Raw genomic sequence first — 22,099 nt, forward strand, 5'->3', positions numbered from 1 at the left:
ACGCCCGTAAGGTGGCCTTGACGGCGTTGATGGGCGGAGGTGGGCCTCGTGCGGATCCTGGTCACCGGCGGCACCGGGCAGCTCGGCAGGGTGGTCGCCGCGCGGCTGCGCGCGGCGGGCGAAGACGTCCGCGTCCTCAGCAGACGGCCCGGGCCGGACGTCGTGCCCGGCGACCTGCGGACCGGGCGCGGCGTCGACAGCGCGCTGGCCGGCGTCGACACCGTCGTCCACTGCGCCACCGACTTCCGGCACGAGACGGCGCTCGCGCGGACGCTGCTGGAGGCCGCGCGCTGGACCGGCGGGCCGCACCTCGTCTACGTCTCGATCGTCGGCGTCGACCGCGTCCCGCTGGGCTACTACAAGAGCAAGCTCGCGACCGAACAGCTGATCGCCGCGTCGGGCCTGCCGTACACGATCCAGCGGGCGACGCAGTTCCACGCGCTGGTCAGGACGCTGTTCGCGGGCGCGTCCCGGCTGCCGGTGCTGCCCGTGCCGCGGGTGCGGTTCCAGCCGGTGGACGTCCGCGACCTCGCGCCGCGCCTCGCCGACCTGGCCACCGGTGATCCGGCGGGCCACGTCGACGACTTCGGCGGCCCCGAGATCCTGGCCGCGGCCGAGCTGGCCCAGGCGGTCGCGGAGGCGAGCGGGCGGCGTCGCCGGATCGTCTCGGTGAAGGTGCCGGGGGAGACGTTCCGGGCGTACGCCGGCGGTGGGCACCTCGCACCGGACCACCTCGACGGCGCGATCACGTTCGCGCGGTACCTGTCCGAGCAGGCCGACGCCGGGGTGCTGGGGTACCGGAAGCGCTAGCTGGGCAGCCAGTTGCCGTGGAAGCCGATCGGCACCCGGTCCGGCAGGTGGATCGCGGCGACCGTTTCGAGCGTGCCGGCGTCGAGCAGCGTGAGCTCGCTGCGCTCGGTCGCCGCGTCGTGGACGAAACCGGCCAGGACGCCGTCGTCCTCGGCGGCGTCCGCGGCGCGCGGCACGAAGACGAACTCCGCGGGCGAGCGCCCGGGCCCGAAGGACCGCACCTGCGTCGAGCCGTTCGAGAAGTCGTGCTTGTACAACGAGTCCGCCGGGCTGGCGCCGGTGGTCACCGACGGTGCGTAGCCGTAGCGGTGCGGGCGGCCGACCACGCGTTCGTCGACGCGCGGGAACTCCTGGCCGCGGTCGTCGAGCCGCTCCTCGATGACCTTGCCGGAGGAGAAGTCGACCGTCCACCGGTCGAGCGTCGGCACGCCCTCGTCGGGACCGTGCAGCTCCCGGTCGAAGATCCGGGGGTGGCGGACGACGTCGAGCACCACGCTGTCGCCGTCGTCGTAGGCGTTGAGCGGGTGGAAGACGTAGCAGGGCTCGACGTCGAACCAGCGGACGTCGGCGTTGCCGCCTTCGCGCGGCATGACGCCGATCCGCGCGGGGTACTTCGGGTTCCAGTGGTAGGGCAGGCCGCCGTTGGCCGCGATCTTCGTGGCCAGCCGGGCGGTGATCGGGTCGGGGATCCGCACCCGGCCGATGACCGCCGACAGCACGAGCCGGGCGGTGGAGCGCAGCAGCCGGGACGGGATCGCCGCGGTCGCCATGCCGGCGTCGAAGGTCACGGGCAGGTCGTAGAACACGACGTGCCGTTCGGTGAGGGAGAAGTCGTGCATCATCGGCGCGCCGGTGACCTCGACGTCCACCTCGCGCCGGACCCGGCCGGCCGCGTCGATCACGGAGTAGGTGACCTTGTTGCCCTTGGCCATCGAGTACGAGACGGCGTGCAGTTCGCCGGTCAGCGGGTCGCGCTTGGGGTGGGCGGTGTAGCCGCCGGAGAGGGTGCCGTCGAAGTCGCAGCGGCCCTCGGTGTCGAGCTCGTCGGACAGCTCCCAGATCGTGGCGCCCGCCTCCATCAGCGCGAGCGTCTTGCCGGCGTGGCCGATGACGTTGGTGTTGGCGCTGAGGCCGTGCGGGGTGCGGCGCGGCTTGTCGCCGTCGAGGATCGCGTCGATCGAGGGGTTGCGCACCCAGCGGTTGCGGTACCACTCGGCCTTGCCGTCGCGCAGGCGGACGCCGTGGACCATGCCGTCGCCCATGAACCAGTGGTAGGCCGCCGGGTCCACTTCGGACAGCGGGTTGGGGCCGTTGCGCAGGTAGCGGCCGTCGAGGAAGTCCGGGATGGTGCCGGTGACCTCGAGCTCGGTGAGCGTGTGCTCCTGGCTGATCGGGGCGAAGTTGCCTTCGAGGAAGGGATTGGTCATCACCGGTAGTAGACCTTTCGTCGCACCTGGAAACCCCTAGACGTCGGCCGGCCGGGGCGTCACGAGCAGTTTGAGCACGTCGCTGAACAGCGACGACGGGACCGCGTCCGGGTCGACGCCGCGTTCCACCGCGAGGCCGTTGGACAGCGCGAGCACCACCACCGCGAGGTGCTCGGGCGCCAGGGGCAGCGTGATGCCGTGCCGGTCGGCGACGTTGCCGATGGCCGCGGTGACCGCCTCGCGCAGCCGGGCCCGGCGCTCGGCCAGTCCTTTGTGGACGGCCGGGTTCCGCATGGCCAGGCCCCAGTACTCCAGCAGCAGCCGGTGCCAGGTGGCGTCCGAGTCGATCCCGGCCAGCAGCCGCGCGCCGGCTTCGGTGGTGGCCTCGTCGAGGTCGGCCAGGTCGGCGAACGCCGTCGTCGCGCCCGCCATCCGCTCGACGATGTGCTCTTCCATGATCGTCAGCACCAGGTCGTCGCGGCCGGTGAAGCTGGAGTAGACGGCGCCCTTGGTCAGGCCGGCCTCGGCCGCGACGTCGTTGAGCGACGTCGCGGCGATGCCCTGGCGGGCGAACACCGCGGTGGCGGCGTCGATGATCCGCCGCCGGGTCTCGGCGCGGCTCGGGCGGCGGCGTGCGGGACCGGTCATGGAGCGCAACGCTACCGCCTCCCTCACCTGGGCGTCCTTCGTTGACTGTGACGCGGGTCATCTGGTAAATCGGACACACGATACCGGTCGGTATCGAAACTGGGAGGTCCCGTGCCCACTGTCAGCGCCGACATCCGCCGAACCCTCACCGTCGTGGTCCTCGCCGCGGCCGCTCTCGTCGCCCCCGCCGCTACGGCGTCCGCCACCGGGCTGCCGCCGAACCCCGCCGCCGATCCCTTCTACGCCCAGCCGTCGCCGTTCCCCGACGTCGCGCCGGGCACGATCCTCGACTCGCGCCCGATCACGATCCGGGCGCTCACCCTGCCGGTGCCGATCCGGGCCTGGCAGGTCAAGTACCGCTCGTCGGACACCCGCGGCGCGGCCATCGCCGACGTCGCGACGGTCATGCAGCCGGTGTCGTCCACCTCGAAGACGCTGGTCTCGTACCAGACCGCGCAGGACGGGCTCAGCCTCGACTGCGCGCCGTCGTACGTGCTGGCCACCGGGACGGCGTTGCCCGCCGAAGAGCTGGCCTTGATGGTGCCGCTGCTCGCCGCGGGCCACACCGTCGTCACCGCCGACTACGAGGGCCCGCGGTCCGAGTGGACGGCCGGGCTCAACACCGCGCACGGCGTCCTCGACGGCATCCGCGCGGCCCAGTCGTTCGCGCCCGCCGGGCTGTCCGGGCCCACGACGCCGACGGCGCTGATGGGCTACTCGGGCGGGGCGCTGGCGAGTCAGTGGGCCAACGAGGTCCAGCCGACCTACGCGCCGGAACTGAAGTTCGCCGGTGTCGCCGCCGGTGGTGTGCCCGCGGACATCGAGTACGTTGCCCGCCGCATCGACGGCGGGCCGTTCGCCGGGATCTACATCGGCGCCGCGGTCGGCCTGAGCCGCGCGTACCCGGAGATCGACACGGCCACGCTGCTCAACACGCGCGGCAAGCAGGCGTTCGAGGACGTCGGCAAGCAGTGCATCGCCCAGTTCAGCGTCGCCCAGGCGTTCCACCGGATGAGCGACTACACGACCGTGCCGCAGCTGCTCGACGTGCCGGCCGTGCGGAACGTGATCGCCCAGAACGTGATGGGCACCCGCAAACCCGGCTCGCCGACGTACTTCTACCAGGGGATCTTCGACGAGCTGGCGCTCACGCCGCCGGTGGACGCGCTGGTGCGGAAGTACTGCGCCGAAGGCGTGACGATCCAGTACAACCGGATCCCGATCGGCGGCCACGTCACCGTCGCGGTCCAGGGGGCGCCCGGGGCGCTCGCCTACATCCACGACCGGCTGGCCGGGAAGCCCGCGCCGTCGAGCTGCTGAGCTGTTCGTATTATCGGATTAATTACGAAGAATCTTGACCTCGGATCCGGATAGGTCATATGTTTGGCGGGCTTCACGCCGGTCCCCGCCTTCAACGCCGAACGGATCCGACATGTCGAACCCTTCCCTCCCGCCCTCGCGCCGCGCGTTCCTCAAGCTCGGTGGCGCGGTCGGCGCCGGGATCGCCCTGAGTGGCGTTCGTCCTTTCGTCGCAAGCGCAGACGTCGTCCGTCCGGCTGTCGCGGATCTTGTCCCCGGCAGCCGGGCGACGACGCTGTGGTACCCGTCGCCCGCGGCGGAGGACAAGATCATCGAGCAGGGCCTGCCGATCGGCAATGGTCGGATCGGTGCCCTCGTCGGCGGCGACCCGGCCGCCGACTTCCTGTACCTCGCCGACGCGTCCCTCTGGACCGGCGGCGCCAACGACGTCCTCGAAGACGACGGCCAGTTCCCGTACGAGCGCGAGAAGTTCGGCACGCTCGGGCTGCTGGCGAAGGCCCGGATCTCGGTGCCCGCGCACACCGGCGTCACGGACTACCGGCGCACGCTCGACCTGAGCAACGGCCTGGTGACCGTCACCTACGCGTGCCAGGGCACCCGGTACCGGCGGGAGGTCTACGCGAGCCACCCCGACGACGTCGTGGTCGTCCGGCTGACCAGCGAAGGCCGCGGGACGCTGACCGGGACGGTCGTCCTCGAGCCGACGCGGGACGAGGTGCTGAGCGGCCCCGCGTTCGCGGCGACCTTCGCCAACGGGCTGAAGTACGCGTGCGCGGCGTCGGCGTCGAGTCAGGGTGGAAAGGTGTCGCAGCAGGGGAGCACGGTCGCTTTCGCCGGCTGCCGTGAAGTCGTCATCGTGCTGTCGGGTGGCACGAACTACGTGCCCGATGCGGCGCGGAAGTTCCTCGACGCGTCGGTGGATCCGCTGGCGCTGTCGAAGCAGAAGGCGGCTCGCGCGCTGCGGGCCGGCGGTGGCGCGTTGCTCGCGACGCACGTCGCCGACTACCGGCGGCTCTACGACCGGATGACGCTCGACCTGGGCGCGTCCCCGGCGTCGAAGCGCTCGCTGGACACGTGGGCGCGGCTGGTGGCGCGGCACGACGACCCGGCCACGCCGGACCCGGAGCTGGAGGCGTCCTACCTCCAGTACGGCCGGTACCTGACGATCACCGGCTCGCGCGACGGCCTGCCGATGGGCCTGCAAGGCCTGTGGCAGAACAACAACACGCCCGACTGGATGAGCGACTACCACACCGACATCAACGTCCAGATGAACTACTGGCTGGCCGACCGCGCGGCGCTGCCGGGCAGTTTCACCGCGCTGGCCGACTACTGCCTTTCGCAGCTTCCCGTGTGGACGGACACCACGAAGAAGCTGTTCAACGACCCGAGAAACCGCTTCCGCAACACGAGCGGCAAGATCGGCGGCTGGGCCATCGCGTTCTCCACCAACATCTACGGCGGCTCCGGCTGGTGGTGGCACCCGGCCGGCAACGCGTGGCTGTGCAACTCCCTGTGGGACCACTACGCGTTCACCCAGGACAAGGCCTACCTCGCGCGGATCTACCCGCTGCTCAAGGGGGCCGCCGAGTTCTGGGAGGCGCGGCTCGTCACCACGACCGTCGACGGCCGCGAGGTGCTGGTCGACGACCACGACTGGTCACCCGAGCACGGCCCGCAGGACACGCTCGGGAACACGTACTCCCAGGAGATCGTCTGGGACCTGTTCGAGCACTACCGCGCGGCGGTCACGACGCTGGGACGCGACCGCGCGTACGGCGACCGGGTCGCCGGGCTGCAGCGGAAGCTGTACCTGCCGAAGGTGAGCCCGGCGACCGGCTGGCTCGAGGAGTGGATGTCGCCGGACAACCTGGGCGAGACCACGCACCGGCACCTGTCTCCGCTGATCGGGTTCTTCCCGGGCGACCGCATCGCGACGGACACGTCGTCCGCCGAGCTGCTCGGCGGGGTGCGTGCCCTGCTGACCGCGCGGGGGATGGACAGCTTCGGCTGGGCGACCGCGTGGCGGTCGGCGTGCTGGGCGCGGCTGAAGGACGCGGACAAGGCGTACCAGCTGCTGCTCACGGTCATGCGGCCGTCGGTGGCCAACGGCAACGGCACCGCGCCGAACTTCTTCGACATGTACAGCCAGGGCAGCTACACGATCTTCCAGATCGACGCGAACCTCGGCGCGCCCACCGCGGCGCTGGAGATGCTGCTGTACTCGCGGCCGGGCGTGCTGGAACTGCTGCCCGCGCTGCCCTCGGCGTGGGCTCGCTCGGGGAGGGTGACCGGGATCGGCGCGCGCGGCGGGTTCGAGGTCGACGTCGCGTGGCGCGACGGCAAGGTGACCCGGGCGGTGATCCGGAGCGTCGGCGGGACCCGGACCGAGGTGCGGGCCGGCGCCTGGAAGCGCACGATCTCCCTGCGGCCCGGCGCGTCGATCACGATCACGCCAAGTTGAGGTCTTTCCTCCGGAAAGTGACGTAGTGTTCAATCACTTATTCCGGAGTTTGGAGTCACCGTGAACGTCGTCCTGTGGATCGCCGCCGGCCTGCTGGCTGTTCTGTACCTCGGCGCCGGGGGCATGAAGCTCGCCACGCCGCGGGAGAAGCTTCTGGAGAACCCCAACATGGGGTGGACGGCGGACTTCTCGGCGGCGGCGATCAAGGGGATCGGCGCGATCGAGATCGTCGGCGCGATCGGCCTGATCCTGCCGTGGGCGCTGGACATCGCGCCGGTGCTGACCCCGCTGGCCGCCACCGGACTGGCGATCGTCCAGATCGGTGCGATCATCGTCCACGCGCGCCGCAAGGAGACCAAGGCGCTGCCGATGAACGTCGTGCTGCTGGTGCTGGCGGCGTTCGTCGCCGTGGGCCGGTTCGCCGGCTGACCTTCCCCTTTCGGAGGATCGATGACGCTCCCCGCCTTCACGGATCACGGCGGCCCGGGCCCGGCGGTCGTGCTGCTGCACAGCTTCCTGATGGACCGCCGCATGTTCGCCGCGCAGCTGCCGGCCCTGAAGGGCTTCCGCTGCATCACGGTCGACGAGCGCGCCCACGGCGGCACGCCCGCTTCGGGCCCGTTCGACTACTGGGACGTGGCTCGCGACGTCCTGGCGGTCTTGGACCACTTGGACGTCTCGTCCGCGGCGGTGGTCGGGACGAGCCAGGGCGGGTTCGTCGCGTTGCGGATGGCGCTGCTGGCGCCTTCCCGGGTTCGTGCGCTGGCGGTGCTCGGCACCTCGGCCGCGGCGGAGGACCCGGCGGTGGCGACGGGCTACCGGGCCGTCCTGGACGCCTGGGTGTCGGGCGGCGCTCCGCCGGAGGTCCTCGACGGCGTCGCGACGATCTGCTTCGGCCCGGCGGAGGTGGGGGAGTGGAAGCGGCGTTGGGCGTCGGTTCCGGCGGACCAGCTGACGTACGCGATGACGGCCCTCGTCGACCGCGACGCCGTGCTGGACCGGGCGGGGGAGATCGTGTGCCCAGCTCTGGTCCTGCACGGCACGGCGGATCTGGCGTACCCGGTGGACCGGGCGGCCGAACTGGCGTCGGCGCTGCCTGACGCGTCGTTGGTCGTCGTCGAGGACGGGGCGCACTTCCTGAGCTACACCCACCCGGACGAGGTGAATCCCCACCTGCGGCGCTTCCTGGACGCGCACGCCTAATACCCTGGAGGTCTCACCGGGACGGGAGGCCGCTGGTGGACGTCGATCTGCGGAAGCTGCGGTACTTCGTGGCGGTCGCCGAAGAGCTGCACTTCGGCCGGGCCGCGGAGCGGCTGCACATCGCGCAGCCGGTCCTTTCCCGGCAGATCCGCGCGCTTGAGTCGGAACTACGAGCGCAGGTCTTCGTGCGGGACAGGCGATCCACGGAGCTGACCGAGGCCGGCCTTCAGCTGCTGGAGGACGCCCGCCCGCTCTTGGCCGCCGCCGAAGCCCTGCGGCGCCGGGTCGCGCTGGCCGCGCGGGGGACGTCGGCGTTCACGATCGGGTTCATGCCCGGGATCACGGTGACGGGCGCGGTACGCGACTTGACCGCACAGCACCCGACCCTGGACGTCGGCCTGGTGCGCACGACGTGGGACGACCAGATCGAGGTGCTGCACGACGGCCGCGCGGACGTCAGCGTCGTCCGGCTGCCGGTGGACCCGCGCGGCCTGACGCTACGGCCGCTGTTCCGAGAGCCGCGGGTCGCGGTACTGCGCGCCGACCACCGCTTGGCCGGCAAGGAGTCGGTGACGGTCGCCGACCTGGCCGGCGAGCACCTGCTCAACGACCCGGGCGCGGTGCCGGAGTGGCGGGAGGTCGCCGTCGAGCTGCGGGACGGTACGGCTCTGCCCTTTCGTGGGTTTCGGAGCGTGGAGGAGAAGCTGGAGCACGTCGCGGCGGGAACGGGGATCGCGGTCGTGCCGCTCTCGACGTCGGAGTACTACACCCGCCCGGACGTCGCGCACGTGCCGGTCTCGGACCTGCCGCCGAACGAGGTGTGCCTGGCGTGGGTGGCCGCTCGCCGGTCGCGGGTGATCTTCGAGTTCGCCGAGATCGCGGCGTCGTGGTTCGACGGGTCTGGTCAGTCTGGCTGCTAGCCTGTGACCTGCGAAAAGGGGGACCGATGGCGCTGCGGACGACGAACATGCGGGACGCGCTGGTGGCCGAGGTGCGGCAGCAGATCCTGAGCGGGGAACTGGCGCCCGGCACGGCGCTGACGGAGCAGGGGCTGGCGACGACGTTCGGGGTCGCGCGTCCGACGGTGCGGTCGGCGCTGCAGGAACTGGAGGCGCGGCACCTGGCGGAGCGGGCCGACGGCCGCTCGCTGCGGGTTCCGGTGCTGACCGAGGCGGACGTCCGCGACCTGTTCCGGGTCCGGCTGCCGCTGGAGGTCGCGGCGGTCCGTGCCGTGGTGACCGACGGTGGTTCCCTCGCCGGGCCGAAGGCGGCACTGGCCGTGCTGGAGGCGCTGCCGGCGTCGGCGAGCTGGGCGGAGCGGGTGGAGGCACACACGGCCTTCCACGTCGCGCTGGTCGAGGCGGCGGGCAGTCCACGGTTGAGCCGCATCTACCCGCCGTTGCAGGAGGAGATGCAGGTGTGCCTCGCACAGCTCCGGGAGGCCCACCCGGACCCGGCCGAACTGGCGGCGGAGCACCGCCGCTTGCTGGAGGCGGTGGAGTCGGGCAACCCGGCCGGCGCGGAGGCCGAGGCAAAAGACCACCTCGAGCGAGCGCTGAAGAGCCTGACCGCAGGCTGACGCGGACGCTCCCGATGCGGCCTGCGAAGTCTTGGCGCGGGGGTTTCTCGGCGACTGCCCGTTGGGCGGCGCGCCAAGTGCACGGCGGCGCCGATCGCGAGGGCCTCCGAGCCGCCGGCGATCGGTGGGCCGTCGTGGTTACCTTCCCTGGGGTAGCGCCAGGCGGCGCGGGTGCTCGGGCGTTTGGCTTGGGGTGGTGAACAACGCTGCCCGCAGCGTTGCCCACGCGCGGGACGGGCGTGTGCGGCGGACGGGGGCTTGCCGTGTGGCTGCGCCCGTTCGGTAGGCCATCTCCACCTGTACCCAGTCGTAGATCCAGTCGCCTCGCATGGCGTTCCTCTCGGCCGTTGGTTCCTGCTTCGAGGATCGGCCTGAGGGAGGCGGCGCGGCATCGGGTGATCACGCACCTTTCCGCCGCGCCGGCCCCTTACCCGCGCAGGTCCGACAGCGCGCCCAGGTGGGACGGCCGCCAGCCCAGCTCGGAGCGGGCGCGGTCCGGCGTCAGCTGCTGGTCCAGGGCGAACGCCTCCGCGATCGGGCCCATCCGGTCCTCGGCCTCCGCGAGGGTGAGCTGTTCAAAGCGGCCTGGGCAGCCGGCGGCCGAGCTGAGGGCCTCGGCGATCTCCGCCAGGCGGACGTTCTCGCCACTCACGCCCGCGTACACCGACTTCGCGGGCGCCTGCAGCGCCAGTGCGTACAGCTCCGCGATGTCGTCCGCGTGCACCAGCGCCCAGTGGTTGTGACCGTCGCCGATCACGGGGACCGCGCCGTGTTCGCGGGCCGGGGCCGCGAAGAACGTCTCGGCCAGGCCGCCGCCGTGGCCGTAGACCAGGCCTGGCATCACCAGGACCGGGCGGCCGCCTCGGGACAGGACGCGCTCCTCGTTCGCCCGGCGCCACGCCGTGATGCGTGGCGGGTTCTGGGGCGCGTCCTCGGTGACGACGCCGTTCGTGTCGCCGTACACCCAGACGCCGCCCGTGTGCACGTAGGCGCCCCGGTCGCCCAGGCCGTCCTGCATCGCCGACGCCGCCGCGTCATCGACGGCGGCCGTGTCGTCGCCGTAGTGCTGGCCCAGGTGGATGACGCCGTCGGCGGACGCGGCCGCTTCGCGCAGGACGGCCGTGTCCGTCAGGGTGCCGGGCACCGGGTGGGCGCCCAGGTCGGTGACCGTCCGGGCGGCGGCGTCGCTGCGGGCGAGTGCGCTCACCTCGTGGCCGTGCCGGATCAGGGCCCGGATCGTGGGGCAGCCGACGTAGCCGGAGCCGCCGGTGAGGAAGACCTTCATCGCAAGGGACCTTTCGTCGTGGTTCCCCTCCGACTCTCGGCCCGATCCGCGCCCGCGTCCAAGACCCTTTCCGGCCGCTGTGATACCCGCGGGGCATCACTCCACGGTGACGGACTTCGCCAGGTTCCGCGGCTTGTCGATGTCGTGGCCCAGCGCCAGCGCCGCGTGGTAGGCCAGCAGCTGCAGCGGGATGGTCAGCAGGATCGGGTCCAGCTCCGGCTCGGTCCGCGGCACCACCAGGCGCGGGACGTCCAGCGCGCCGAAGTCGACGTCTTCGTGCGTGACGGCCAGCACCGGCCCCGAGCGGGCCCGGATCTGCTGCAGCGCACCGAGGTTGCGCTCGGCGAGCTCGTCCGCCGGCACGATCGCGACGGTCGGCACCGACGCGTCGATCAGCGCCAGCGGGCCGTGCTTGAGCTCGGAGGTCTGGTACGCCTCGGCGTGCCGGTAGGAGACCTCCTTGAACTTCTGGGCCCCTTCGCGCGCCACCGGGAAGCCGCGGACGCGGCCGACGAAGAACAGGCTCTTCGCGTCGGCGCAGGCGCGGGCGTGCTCCTCGATCAGCTTCTCCTCGGCGAGCACCGCCCGGATCTGGTCCGGCAGCGCGCGGATCGCCGCGACGATCCGCTGCCCGGACGCGTTGGACAGGTCCCGGACGCGGCCCAGCGCCAGCGCGAGCATCGCGAACCCGACGGCCATGTTCGTCAGCGCCTTCGTGGACGCGACCGCGACCTCCGGCCCGGCGTGCAGGTACAGCCCGCCGTCGCAGGCCCGCGCGATCGCCGAGCCGACCACGTTCACCAGCCCGATGACCCGGCCGCCCTTGCGCTTGACCTCTTCGACGGCGAACGCGGTGTCGACCGTCTCACCGGACTGGCTGACCGCGATGTAGAGGGTGTCCGCCTCGATGATCGGGTTGCGGTAGCGGAACTCCGACGCGGCCTCGGCGTCGGCCGGGATCCGGGCCAGCTCCTCGATCATCGTCGCGCCGATCTGCCCGACGTAGTACGCCGACCCGCAACCGAGGATCTTCACCCGCGCGAACCCGCGCAGCTCCCGCGGCGTCAGGTTCAGCCCGTCCAGGCGGGAGACGCCGAAGCGCTCGTCGAGGCGGCCGCGGATCATCCGCTCCACCGACTCGGGCTGCTCCTGGATCTCCTTGTACATGTAGTGGCTGTGCTCGCCGAGGTCGAGGTCGTCGGCCTCGATGTCGATCGCCGTCGGCGGGCGGCCGGTGTCGGCCTCCTCGACGGTGAACGTGCGGTAGCCCTTGGCCGTGACGCTGGCGAACTCGCCGTCGGCGAGGTGCACGACGCTGGAGGTGTGCCGGACGAGCGCGGCCAGGTCGCTGGCCACGAACATCTCCTTGTCGCCGACGCCGACGATCAGCGGGGATCCGTTGCGCGCCACGACGACGCGGTCCGGGCGGCTCGCGTCGGTGACGGCGATCGCGTACGTGCCGGAGATCCGGGAGACGGCTTCGACGACCGCGTCCTCCAGGGTCTCGGCCGCCGAGCGGGCGATCAGGTGGGCGAGCACCTCGGTGTCGGTGTCGGAGGCGAGCGTGACGCCGGCGCGGGTGAGCTGCTCGCGCAGCGCGTCGGCGTTGTCGATGATCCCGTTGTGCACCACGGCGATCCGGCCGTCTTCGGAGACGTGCGGGTGGGCGTTGGCCTCGGTCGGCCCGCCGTGCGTCGCCCAGCGCGTGTGCCCGATGCCGGCCTTGCCGGCCAGCCGCTTGGGCAGCGCGGCGGTCAGGTTGCGGACGCGGCCGGTGATCCGGTGCACGCTCTGGCCGCCGGTGCCGAGCACGGCGATCCCGGCCGAGTCGTAGCCGCGGTACTCGAGGCGGGTGAGCCCTTCGAGCAGGATCGGGGCCGCGTTCTGGGTGCCGATGTATCCGACGATTCCGCACATGCCGGGGTGACCTCACTGGAGCAGGGGACGGGGGACCGGGGCGGGCCCGGTCAGCCGTAGACGATGCGGCGCAGCTGCCGCTCGGACAGGGTGGGCGGCGCGACGAGCCTGCCGTCCAGCTCGCCGGCGAGCAGCGGGAAGATCTCGGGGTTCTTCTTTCCCTCGGTCTGCAGCTCCGCGTGCCGGCGCCGGACGTACTGCTCGGCGGTCTCCCGGTAGAACGCCAGCACGTCCTCGACCACGCGCCCGGCCACCGCGGGCGACAGGCCCGTGGACAGCGCGACCTGGTCGATGAGTGAGGCGTCCTCCATGGCGCTCATCATGCATGGCGACGTCGTGAACACCAAATTCTTGCCCGATATCGGGCAAGAACAGGCTCGCTCGGACGAGACTAGGGGTTCTTGCAGACTTCCGCCGTCGCAGCAGCCTTGACGGGCCGCCGGGCGGTACAACAATCCGCATGGTGAGCACGGAATCCGGCGTGGTGAGCTTCCCCCGGCGCGCGCCCGGCCAGACCTCCCCGCCCGACGGCTACGCCGCGCTGCGCGGGAAGCCCGGGCTGTGCCGGACCATGCTGCCCGGCGGGAACCTGGTCTGGCTCGTCACCCGGCACGAAGACGTCCGGGCCGCGCTGACCGACCCGCGGCTCAGCTCCAACCCGGCGCTGCCCGGCTTCCCGGCCACCGGCGGGGCACCCGAAGCGGTTCCCGGGTGGTTCGTCGCGATGGACGCGCCGGAGCACACGCGGTACCGCAAGCTGCTGATCCCGGAGTTCACCGTCCGCAAGGTGCGGGAGCTGCGGCCGGGCATCCAGCAGGTCGTCGACGACCGGATCGACGCGATGCTCGCCGCCGGCAACGCCGCCGACCTCGTGTCCGCCTTCTGCCTCGTGCTGCCCTCGCTGGTCATCTGCCAGCTGCTGGGCGTGCCGTACGGGGACCACGAGCACTTCGAGTCGCGCACCCGCGTCCTGGTCAGCCTGGCCTCGACGGCGCGCCAGCGCGAGGTCGCGCTCGGCGAGATCAACACCTACCTCACCGAGCTGATCGCCGCGAAGCGGGCGGAGCCGGGGGAGGACCTGATCAGCCGGCTGCTGGCCGGCGGCACGCTGGACGACGACGAGCTGCGCGGCGTCGCGATGCTGCTGCTGGTCGCCGGCCACGAGACGACGGCGAACATGCTGTCCCTCGGCGTGGTCACGCTGCTGGAGAATCCACAGTGGATCGGGCACGAGGGTGTCGTCGAGGAGCTGCTGCGGTTCTACTCGATCTCCGACGTCGTCAGCCTGCGCGTCGCCACCGAGGACCTCGAGATCTCGGGCCAGCTGATCCGCCGCGGCGAGGGCGTGGCGCCGCTCGGGCTGGCGGCCGGGCACGACGGCACGGTGTTCGACGACCCGGGCGAGTTCTGCCCGGCGCGGTCCGCGCGCAGCCACGTCGCCTTCGGGTACGGCATCCACCAGTGCATCGGCCAGAACCTGGCGCGCCTGGAGATGGAGGTCGCGCTGACGACGCTGTTCGCCCGGATCCCGCGGCTGCGCCTGGCGGTGCCGGCCGACGAGCTGAACTTCAAGCACGACGGTGTCCTCTTCGGACTGTACGAGCTGCCGGCGCGGTGGTAGGGCGCGTCAGGCGGTCAGGACGTTGACGCCTTCACGCTCGATTTCCGCCGCCACGGTGGAATCGATGCCACCGTCGGTGATGAAGGTGTCCACTTCGGACAGTTCGGCGAAGCGGGCGAAGTGGTCGTTGCCGACCTTGGTGTGATCGGCGAGCAGGACCACGCGGCGGGCGCCGGCGATCGAGGCGCGCTTGACCATCGCCTCGGCCGGGTCCGGGGTCGTCAGGCCACGCTCGACCGACAGGCCGTTGGTCGCCATGAACGCCACTTCGACGAACGTCTCGCTCAGCGCGTGCAGGGCCCAGGCGTCCACCGACGCGAGCGTGCGGGCCCGCAGCCGGCCGCCGACCAGCATGACCGTCAGGTTGGGGCGCTTGGACAGCGACAGCGCGATGTTGACGGAGTTGGTGACGACCGTGAGGTTGCAGTCGATCGGCAGGGCCTCGGCCAGGTGTGCGGTGGTCGTGCCGGCGTCGAGCAGGATCGCGCCCTCCGACGGCAGTTCCGCCAGCGCCGCCTTGCCGATGCGCTTCTTCTCCGCCGTCATCACGCTTTCCCGCGTGGTGAACGCCGGTTCGAAACCCAGCCGCTCGATGGGGATCGCCCCGCCGTGCACGCGGCGGAGCGATCCGTGCCGCTCCAGCGTGGTGAGGTCGCGGCGGATGGTTTCGGTGGTGACGGTGAACTCGCCCGCCAGCTCGGCGACGTCGACTCTGCCCCGCGTACGTGCACGCTCGAGGATCATTTGCTGACGCTCCTCCGCGTACATCGCCGCCCCCTCCATGTCGGTGTGTGTTGCCGGCGATGTGAGTTTATGTTGAATCACGTCCGGAAAGCAACGCCGGGGTCTCCGTGGCCAGGGCCCGCAGTTCCCGCTGGATCTCGCCGTTGACGGCCCCCTGGTGACGCGCGAGGAAGAAGTGGCCGCCGGGGAAAACCTCCAGCCGGAACGCGCCGTCGGTGTGCTCGCGCCAGTTTTCCGCTTCCTCGGCGGTGACCTTGGGGTCGTCGGCGCCGATCAGGGCGGTGAGCGGGCACGGGACGCGGCGGCCGGGAGCGCAGGTGTAGGTCTCGATGGCGCGGTAGTCGTTCCGGATGGCCGGCAGGGCCATGCGGAGGATCTCGTCGCCGCCGAGCACGGTCAGGTCCTGCTTGTTGAGCTCCTTGACCTCCGCGATGATCCCGTCGTCGTCGCGTTCGTGGATCCGTTCGTCGCGGTGGGTCGAGGGACCGCGGCGGCCGGACGCGATCAGCGCGCCGGGCCCCGGCGCGCCGCGGTCCGCCAGCCGCAGCGCGACTTCGAAGGCCAGCACCGCGCCCATGCTGTGGCCGAAGAACACCGTCGGTTTCGCCGACAGGGCCAGCAGTTCCGTGGTGACCAGGTCGGCCAGGTCGGTGATGGTGTCGACGCACGGTTCGCGACGGCGGTCCTGGCGGCCGGGGTACTGCAGGGAAACGACGTCGACGTCCGGTGCGAACCGGGCGGAGACCGGGTGGAAGTAGCTGGCGGAACCGCCGGCGTGCGGGAAGCACACCAGCCGGGTCCGTGCTTCGGCCGCCTGGTGGTAGCGGCGGATCCACGGCGTCGTGGCGTTGTCCGCGATGTTCACGAGGCGTGTTCCTTTCGGCGTGCTTACGGGTCACCAGTAAACCCAGGCCGCCGCAACGGAAACCTTAGTGTTGCCGGTCACCCGCGACGGAACGCGTGAGATCCACGGTTTTCCGGGTCAGGGCCCGCCTAGCCTGCGCGTACGGCCGTTTCCCGGCCGCGCCCGACCGCCCCGAGAGGAGCTCCGATGACCGGTGACGCGCTCGCCCTCGCCCGGCGCAAGGCCACCGAGCTGCGCCGGGCCGTCCAGTCCCTGCACCGGATCCACGGTGACACGCACTCGATGCGCCGGTTGCTGAGCGACCTCGACTGGATCGACGCCGGCCTCGGTGAGCTGCCGGCCGCCGCCGCGTGCGAGGGCATCGAACGGATCGTCGTACCCGACACGCCCTACCGGCTGGACATGTGGCACGGCGCGGACGACGAAGGGCTCGGCGGCCGCCGGCACCAGTGAGCTGACCTCGAAACGCTGACCTCGACGGTGCGGGAAGCAGGTGCGGGATGCCCGGTGTGGCGAGTGGGACCACGGCGCGGACGACCGGGCGCCGGCGTGAGCTGGAGATCCTGAGTTCGGCGTTCGCCAACGCGCGCGCCGGCGCGGCCACGCTCGTGCGCGTCCGCGGCGCCGCGGGCACCGGCAAGACCACGGTGCTGGACGCGTTCGCGGAGCAGGTCGAGGACCGCGCGACGGTCCTGCGCGGCACGTGCCGCCGTCCCGGCCGCGCGAACGCCGAACGCGCCGTCGAGGAACTGCTGCCCGGCGGCGCGAGTGGTGACGGCACGCCGGTCGCGCTCGTGTCGCGGCGGCTGGGCCGGTGGCTGGCCGAGGTCACCGCCACCCGGCCGGCCGTGCTCCTGCTCGACGACTTCCACTGCTGCGACGAGGCTTCGCTGCGGGTGCTGGCCCACCAGCTGCACCGCGCGGCCGAGCTGCCGGTGCTGCTGGTGGTCGCGCAGCGGCCGGCCGACCTGCCCGTCTGGCCGCCGCTGGCGCTGCCGCCGGGTGACGTCGCGACGATCGACCTGGCCGGGTTCGGCGAGGCGGCCGTCGAAGAGGTGGTCACCGAGCTCTGGCCGATCCGGCCGGAGCCCGGCTTCGCCGCCGACCTCACCGAGCTGACCGGGGGAAACCCGTCGCTGCTGGGCCAGGTGTGCCGGACGCTGCGTGCCGAAGGCTTCGAGCCGGACCACCGCGGTGCGGCACGCGCCCGTTTGCTCGCCCCGGGCGCCCACGCCCGTCTCGTCGAACGGATCCTCGCGGGCCGCCCCGCGTACGTCGGCCGCGTCGCCGAGGCCGCCGCCGTGCTGGACCGGACCGACGTCGAACTGGTCGCCCTGCTCAGCGGCGTGCCCGAACCCCTGGTCGGCGACGCCGTCCGGGTGCTGGCCGCCGAGCACGTCCTCGGCCCGGCCGGCCACGGGTTCACCTCCGCCGAGGCACGGGCCGGCGTCCTGGCCGGGTTGTCCGAACGGCGCCTGACGGCGTCGCGGCTGACCGCGGCCCGGCTGCTCAACGACCGCGGCCGGCCCGCGGAGGACGTCGGTACGCACCTGCTCGGCCGACGGCGGCTGCCCGAACAGTGGATGCGGGACGTGCTCGCCGAGGCCGCGCGCGTCGCGGAGCGGGCCGGCCGGCACACCGACGCGGCGCGCTTCCTCGGCGTGCTGGTCGCCGACCGCCCCGAGGACGTGCCGACCCGGATCGAGTTCGCCCGCGTGGTCGGCGTGCGCGACCCGCTGGCCGCGTACGCGACGCTCGCCGGGACGTCGGTGCTGGCCGGGGACACCCGCAGCCGGGCCCGGATCTCCCTGCAGCTGGCCAAGGCCGCGCTGACGGCCCGCGAGCCGGGCGAGGCGACCCGGCTGCTGACCACGGCGCTGGCCGAGCTCGACGCGGAACCGCCCGGCACCGCGGACGACGGCCGCGGCCTGCGCACCGAGCTCGAGGCCACGCTGCTCGTGGTGGCCTTCGAACAGCCGGGGACCCTCGGCCTCCTCGACGGCCGGCTCGCCGGGATGTCCGGCCTGGGCGGCCAGACGCCGGCCGAGACGAGCGTGCTGGCCCTGGCCTCGGTGGCCCACATGCTGGCGGGTACCGACCGCGAGACCGCCGTGTCCTGCGCGCGCCGGGCCCTGGACCGGCCGGAACCCGCGGTGCTCTGGTCCGGTTCGCTGGCCGCCTACGTCCTCTACCTCGCCGACGAGGTCGACGAGGCGACCGGCGCGCTCGACGACGTCGTACCGGACGCGCCGCGCGACGAAGCCGGCTGGGCCGCGATCACCGCCCTGACCGCGCAGTCCTGGCTCATGTGCGGGGCCGGCGACCTCGCCAGGGCCCTGTCCGACGCGACCGCCGCCGTCCGGCTCGCCGACGGCGACGGCCGCCCGGAACTCGCCGGGGCACCGCTGGTCTCCCAGGCGCAGATCCTGCTGCGCCAAGGGGACGTCGGCGGCGCGGAACACGCACTCGCCCGGGCCGAACGGGAGGGCCCGGACACCGCGGTCCTCCGGCTGCCGCACCTGCTGCTGGCCCGCGCCCGGCTCTGCGAACTGGGCGACGACGCCGAAACCGCGCTCGGCCACCTCCTGCGCTGCGGGCGGCTCCTGCGGGAGGAGGACGTGCGCAACCCGGTCTTCGCGCCGTGGTGGCTGGACGCCGCCCGCGTGCTCGTCCGGCTCGGCCGGCGGGCCGAGGCGATCGAGCTCGTAGACCAGGGGGAAGACCTGGCCCGGAGCTGGGGAACGGCGTCCGCGCGGGGCCTGGCCCTGCTGGGCCGCGGCCTCACCGCCGACGGCGGCACGGCCGTCGACCGGCTGGCCGCGGCCGCCGAGGTGCTGGCCGGCACACCGGCGTCCTGGTACCGGACGGAGGCGGAGATCCTGCTGGGGCAGGCGCTCCTGGACGCGGGCGACCACCCCGGCGCCCGCAAGCACTTCCGGGCCGCCGTCGACCTCTCGGTGCGTGCGGGGTTCTGGGGCCGGGCGGATCGGGCCCGGGCCGGCGTGACGGCGTCGGGCGGGCGGAACTACGCCGTGACCGGCAACGTCACCGACGTGCTGACGGTGGGGGAGCGGCGGGTCGGGGACCTGGCCGCGACCGGCGCCACCAACCGGGAGATCGCGGACCGGCTCCTGCTGGCCCTGCGGACGGTGGAAATCCACCTGACGAGCGTGTACCGCAAGCTCGGCGTCAACGGCCGCGCTCACCTGCAGGAAAGCTTCTCGCGGGGCCTGCTCGCGCCGGAGCCCGCACTGGCCGGTCCCGAATTGTCCTGACGGACAGCGGGGAATAATCGGCTCCGCGTGCGGTGGGGATATTCCCATCCGGTCCGCGTAAACGCGTGCGAGAATGCGCGGGTGTCCCGCCGGCTGGGAACCACAATAGGTGACAAACGTCCTGGTCTGTTCCCGACCTGCGGTGATAGCGTTCGAGGGGAAGTCGTTCGAGGGCGCTGACGATGGGATCCGGCAGGGGGATCCGCGGGGATCCGACGCGGGAGAAAACGGGGAGCGGAATGCGGCCGGTGGCGGGACTGGCGGTGGTCGTGGACGACGCCGGCGTGCTCGAGATGTCGCTGCCCTCCGGTGAGCAGCGGGTCCTCGCGCAGGGCATCGGCGCGGCCATGTGGATCGCGCTGGCCCAGCACGACTGGGACCCCGGCGAAGCGGCGCTGACCCTCGCGCCCGAATGCGACCTCGAACCGAACGAGCTGGCCGACTCCATCCGCGCGTGGATGGGTGACCTGGCCGCGATCGGCGTGCTGGAGTCCTGACCACGCCCCGCCGGCAATGGTTTCCGTTCTGAATGGATAGTCGGCTCTCCACGCGGAAACCGCCGTGTCCGGCGGAAAAACCCTAGAGTTGGCTCCGGCTCGTTGACCACCCACGCCTCCGTGACAGACCCTCCCAACGCACGAGGGAATGTCCCGAGGATTGTGGAGGCGCGGTGGTGGGCGGACAAACGCAGGATCACCCGGCCGTGATCGGTGGCGGCGTGATGGGATCGGCCATCACGGCGATGGCACTGGGACACGGTGTTCCGGTCACACTGGTCGAAGCCGGCGAAGAAGCACTGGCCCTGGCGCGGCGGAGGGTGGACCAGCAGCTGCGGCACGGCCGCCTGATGGGCGCGTTCCCCGACGTCGAACCAGGCGAGCTGACGGCGACGACGGACCTGACCGCGGCCAAGGGCGCCACGGCCGTCGTCGAAGCGATCATCGAAGACGCGTCGAGCAAGGCCGGCGTACTGGCCAGGATCGCGGGGCTCGTCGCCCCGCGGACCCCGTTGATCACCAACACCTCCGGCATCCCGGTCGACGAGCTCGCCGACGCGGTCGAGCGCCCGGAGGACCTGCTCGCGACGCACTTCATGAACCCGACGTACCTCATCCGGACCGTCGAGGTGGTGCGTGGCCCGCGGACCGGGAGCGACACGCTCGCAGGAGTCCTCGCGCTGCTGGAGCGGCTGAAGCGGCGGCCGATCGTCGTGAACGACTCCCCGGGGTTCGTCACGAGCCGGCTGCTGCACCCGCAGATCAACGACGCGGCGCGGCTGGTCGAAGAGGGCACCGCGTCGGTCGAGTCGGTCGACGAGCTCATGCAGGGCTGCCTCGGCCACCCGACGGGCCCGTTGCGCACCGCGGACCTGATCGGCCTGGACAACCTGGCCGACGCGCTGCGGCTGCTGTCCGAACGCACCGGCGACCCGCGGCACCTGCCGTGCGCGCTGCTGGAGTCCAAAGTGGCCGAAGGCCACCTCGGCCGGAAGTCCGGACGAGGGTTCTACGAGTACGGGAAGGTGTTCCAGTGAACGACGTCTCCACCACCGAAACCCCGGCGCGGACGCCGGAGGTCGTCGCCCAGCAGATCAAGGACTTCCTGGCCGGCCGCATCAACCAGGAGGTCCCCTCCGACCAGGACCTGTTCCGCACCGGGCTGGTGTCCTCGATGTTCGCCATGGAGCTGGTCGTGTTCCTCGAGCAGACCTACGGCATCGCGATCGTCGGCCCGGACCTGAAGCTGGACAACTTCCGCACCGTCGACGGCATGTCCGCACTCGTCCGGCGCCTGCTCGATGAGTGAGGACCCGCTCGCCGGCGCCGCCGCCGAGCTGACCGCGCTGGTCGCCGACCGGGCGGCCGGCTGGGACGTCGAGGGCCTGCTGCCCGTCGACATGCTGCGCGGTCTCGGTGCCCGCGGCCTGCTGTGCGCCGAGGTGCCCGCCGACTTCGGCGGCCTCGGCGCGGGCAGTCTCCACAGTGGACACTTCACCGCGCACGCCGGCGCGCTGTGCAGCTCGCTGCGCAGCGTGATGACGTCGCAGGGCATGGCGGCGTGGACGATCCAGCGGTTCGGGGACCGGGCCCAGCGGGCCCGGTACCTCGGGCGCCTGACGTCGGGTGACCTGGCCGCGGTCGCGTTCAGCGAACCCGCCGCGGGCAGCGACCTCTCCTCGGTCGCGACCACCGTCCGCACCGACGGCGACGACATCGTCATCAGCGGCGAGAAGGTCTGGATCACCGCGGCGGCCTACGCCGACCTGCTCGTCGTCGTCGGCGAGCTCGACGGCCTGGGCGCGGCGGTGGTCGTCCCGGCGCGCGCGGAAGGCGTGTCGATCGAACGCATCCCGTACCCGAGCGGGTGCCGGGCCGCGGGGCACTCGACCGTGCGGCTCGACAACGTCCGGCTGCCCCGCTCCGCTCTGCTGGGCGGGGGCGGCGTCGACCTGTCCATGCTGGTCACGACGGCGCTGGCGTACGGCCGGATCTCGGTCGCCTGGGGGTGCGTCGGCATCCTGCGGGCCTGCCTGACGGCGGCCGGCGACCACGCGGGCAAGCGGCACCAGGGCGGGATCCCGCTGGCCGACCGCCAGCTGGTGGCCCGGCACCTCGCCGACCTGTTCGCCGACGAGCAGGCCGCGACCCGGGTGTGCGAGCACGCCAGCCGGGCGTGGGACCAGCGCTCCCCGGAGATGGTGGTCTCGACCGTGCTGGCGAAGTACGTCAGCTCGACGAGTGCGGCACGCGGTGCCGCGGCGGCGGTGCAGGTGCTGGCCTCGGCCGCCGCGCAGGACGGCCACGTGGTCGCCCGCGCGCACCGCGACGCGAAGCTCATGGAACTCATCGAGGGCAGCAACGAAATCTGCCAGCTGATCCTGGCGGGGCACACGCGTGTCCTCGCGAACAGCGGCGGCTAAGGAGGAGTCCGGTGGCAAGCA

General features: G+C 72.4%; 21 protein-coding genes. 14 read left to right on the forward strand and 7 right to left on the reverse strand.

The window, feature by feature from the left end; all coding sequences use genetic code 11:
- Positions 1-48: 48 nt before the first annotated feature.
- Positions 49-810: an SDR family oxidoreductase gene (locus OG439_RS12190; RefSeq protein WP_442792302.1), complete on the forward strand. Its 762-nt coding sequence runs from the start codon at positions 49-51 to the stop codon at positions 808-810.
- Here the strand turns inward: OG439_RS12190 and OG439_RS12195 are convergent.
- Together OG439_RS12195 and OG439_RS12200 are read right to left on the reverse strand one after the other, a co-directional pair.
- Positions 807-2,237, reverse strand: a complete 1,431-nt coding sequence (locus OG439_RS12195; RefSeq protein ID WP_326949501.1) for a carotenoid oxygenase family protein — start codon at positions 2,235-2,237, stop codon at positions 807-809. The two genes, OG439_RS12190 and OG439_RS12195, sit on opposite strands and share 4 nt — an antisense overlap.
- 36 nt (positions 2,238-2,273) lie before the next feature.
- Positions 2,274-2,885: a TetR/AcrR family transcriptional regulator gene (locus tag OG439_RS12200; RefSeq protein ID WP_326949502.1), complete on the reverse strand. Its 612-nt coding sequence runs from the start codon at positions 2,883-2,885 to the stop codon at positions 2,274-2,276.
- A gap of 111 nt (positions 2,886-2,996) precedes the next feature.
- Here OG439_RS12200 and OG439_RS12205 point away from each other — a divergent pair, with 111 nt between their 5' ends.
- From OG439_RS12205 to OG439_RS12230, 6 genes are all read left to right on the forward strand, one after another.
- Positions 2,997-4,205, forward strand: coding sequence for a lipase family protein (locus tag OG439_RS12205; protein ID WP_326949503.1), 1,209 nt, complete (start codon positions 2,997-2,999; stop codon positions 4,203-4,205).
- Positions 4,206-4,317: 112 nt separating this feature from the next.
- Positions 4,318-6,669, forward strand: a complete 2,352-nt coding sequence (locus tag OG439_RS12210) for a glycosyl hydrolase family 95 catalytic domain-containing protein (protein ID WP_326949504.1) — start codon at positions 4,318-4,320, stop codon at positions 6,667-6,669.
- Positions 6,670-6,729: 60 nt separating this feature from the next.
- The gene (locus OG439_RS12215; protein WP_326949505.1) at positions 6,730-7,098 is read left to right on the forward strand and encodes a DoxX family protein; all 369 of its coding nucleotides are present in this window, start codon (positions 6,730-6,732) and stop codon (positions 7,096-7,098) included.
- 21 nt (positions 7,099-7,119) lie between these two features.
- The gene (locus tag OG439_RS12220) at positions 7,120-7,872 is read left to right on the forward strand and encodes an alpha/beta fold hydrolase (protein WP_326949506.1); all 753 of its coding nucleotides are present in this window, start codon (positions 7,120-7,122) and stop codon (positions 7,870-7,872) included.
- Positions 7,873-7,907: 35 nt separating this feature from the next.
- Positions 7,908-8,792: a LysR family transcriptional regulator gene (locus tag OG439_RS12225; protein WP_326949507.1), complete on the forward strand. Its 885-nt coding sequence runs from the start codon at positions 7,908-7,910 to the stop codon at positions 8,790-8,792.
- Positions 8,793-8,818: 26 nt separating this feature from the next.
- Complete coding sequence (locus OG439_RS12230; RefSeq protein ID WP_326949508.1) at positions 8,819-9,451, forward strand: GntR family transcriptional regulator; 633 nt, start codon at positions 8,819-8,821, stop codon at positions 9,449-9,451.
- A 427-nt stretch (positions 9,452-9,878) separates the two neighbouring features.
- Here the strand turns inward: OG439_RS12230 and OG439_RS12235 are convergent, their stop codons facing one another.
- From OG439_RS12235 to OG439_RS12245, 3 genes are all read right to left on the reverse strand, one after another.
- Entirely contained in the window at positions 9,879-10,736 is an 858-nt protein-coding gene (locus OG439_RS12235; RefSeq protein ID WP_326949509.1) for an NAD-dependent epimerase/dehydratase family protein, read from the reverse strand.
- A 96-nt stretch (positions 10,737-10,832) separates the two neighbouring features.
- Complete coding sequence (gene glmS / locus OG439_RS12240) at positions 10,833-12,653, reverse strand: glutamine--fructose-6-phosphate transaminase (isomerizing) (protein WP_326949510.1); 1,821 nt, start codon at positions 12,651-12,653, stop codon at positions 10,833-10,835.
- 50 nt (positions 12,654-12,703) lie between these two features.
- Positions 12,704-12,964, reverse strand: coding sequence for a hypothetical protein (locus OG439_RS12245; protein WP_326949511.1), 261 nt, complete (start codon positions 12,962-12,964; stop codon positions 12,704-12,706).
- A 149-nt stretch (positions 12,965-13,113) separates the two neighbouring features.
- Here OG439_RS12245 and OG439_RS12250 point away from each other — a divergent pair, with 149 nt between their 5' ends.
- On the forward strand, positions 13,114-14,274 hold the full coding sequence (locus OG439_RS12250) for a cytochrome P450 (protein ID WP_326949512.1): 1,161 nt from the start codon (positions 13,114-13,116) through the stop codon (positions 14,272-14,274).
- 6 nt (positions 14,275-14,280) lie between these two features.
- On the opposite strand, the gene OG439_RS12255 is transcribed toward OG439_RS12250, so the two are convergent.
- Both OG439_RS12255 and OG439_RS12260 read right to left on the reverse strand, forming a co-directional pair.
- The gene (locus OG439_RS12255) at positions 14,281-15,042 is read right to left on the reverse strand and encodes a DeoR/GlpR family DNA-binding transcription regulator (RefSeq protein ID WP_247051664.1); all 762 of its coding nucleotides are present in this window, start codon (positions 15,040-15,042) and stop codon (positions 14,281-14,283) included.
- Between the two features lie 43 nt (positions 15,043-15,085).
- Positions 15,086-15,883, reverse strand: coding sequence for a thioesterase II family protein (locus OG439_RS12260; protein ID WP_247051665.1), 798 nt, complete (start codon positions 15,881-15,883; stop codon positions 15,086-15,088).
- Positions 15,884-16,069: 186 nt separating this feature from the next.
- Between OG439_RS12260 and OG439_RS12265 the strand changes: the two genes are divergently transcribed.
- From OG439_RS12265 to OG439_RS12290, 6 genes are all read left to right on the forward strand, one after another.
- A complete protein-coding gene (locus OG439_RS12265) occupies positions 16,070-16,336 on the forward strand; it encodes a hypothetical protein (protein WP_247051666.1) in 267 nt (88 codons plus the stop codon).
- Between the two features lie 56 nt (positions 16,337-16,392).
- Entirely contained in the window at positions 16,393-19,158 is a 2,766-nt protein-coding gene (locus OG439_RS12270) for an AAA family ATPase (protein WP_326949513.1), read from the forward strand.
- A 248-nt stretch (positions 19,159-19,406) separates the two neighbouring features.
- Positions 19,407-19,655, forward strand: coding sequence for a hypothetical protein (locus tag OG439_RS12275; protein WP_247051668.1), 249 nt, complete (start codon positions 19,407-19,409; stop codon positions 19,653-19,655).
- Between the two features lie 173 nt (positions 19,656-19,828).
- Positions 19,829-20,692: a 3-hydroxyacyl-CoA dehydrogenase family protein gene (locus OG439_RS12280; protein ID WP_326949514.1), complete on the forward strand. Its 864-nt coding sequence runs from the start codon at positions 19,829-19,831 to the stop codon at positions 20,690-20,692.
- The gene (locus OG439_RS12285; RefSeq protein ID WP_247051670.1) at positions 20,689-20,964 is read left to right on the forward strand and encodes an acyl carrier protein; all 276 of its coding nucleotides are present in this window, start codon (positions 20,689-20,691) and stop codon (positions 20,962-20,964) included. Before OG439_RS12280 ends, OG439_RS12285 begins: the two co-directional genes overlap by 4 nt.
- Entirely contained in the window at positions 20,957-22,078 is a 1,122-nt protein-coding gene (locus OG439_RS12290; RefSeq protein ID WP_326949515.1) for an acyl-CoA dehydrogenase family protein, read from the forward strand. Before OG439_RS12285 ends, OG439_RS12290 begins: the two co-directional genes overlap by 8 nt.
- Positions 22,079-22,099: the final 21 nt, after the last annotated feature.

It is taken from the genome of Amycolatopsis sp. NBC_01307 (assembly GCF_035975215.1).
Classification (GTDB): domain Bacteria; phylum Actinomycetota; class Actinomycetes; order Mycobacteriales; family Pseudonocardiaceae; genus Amycolatopsis.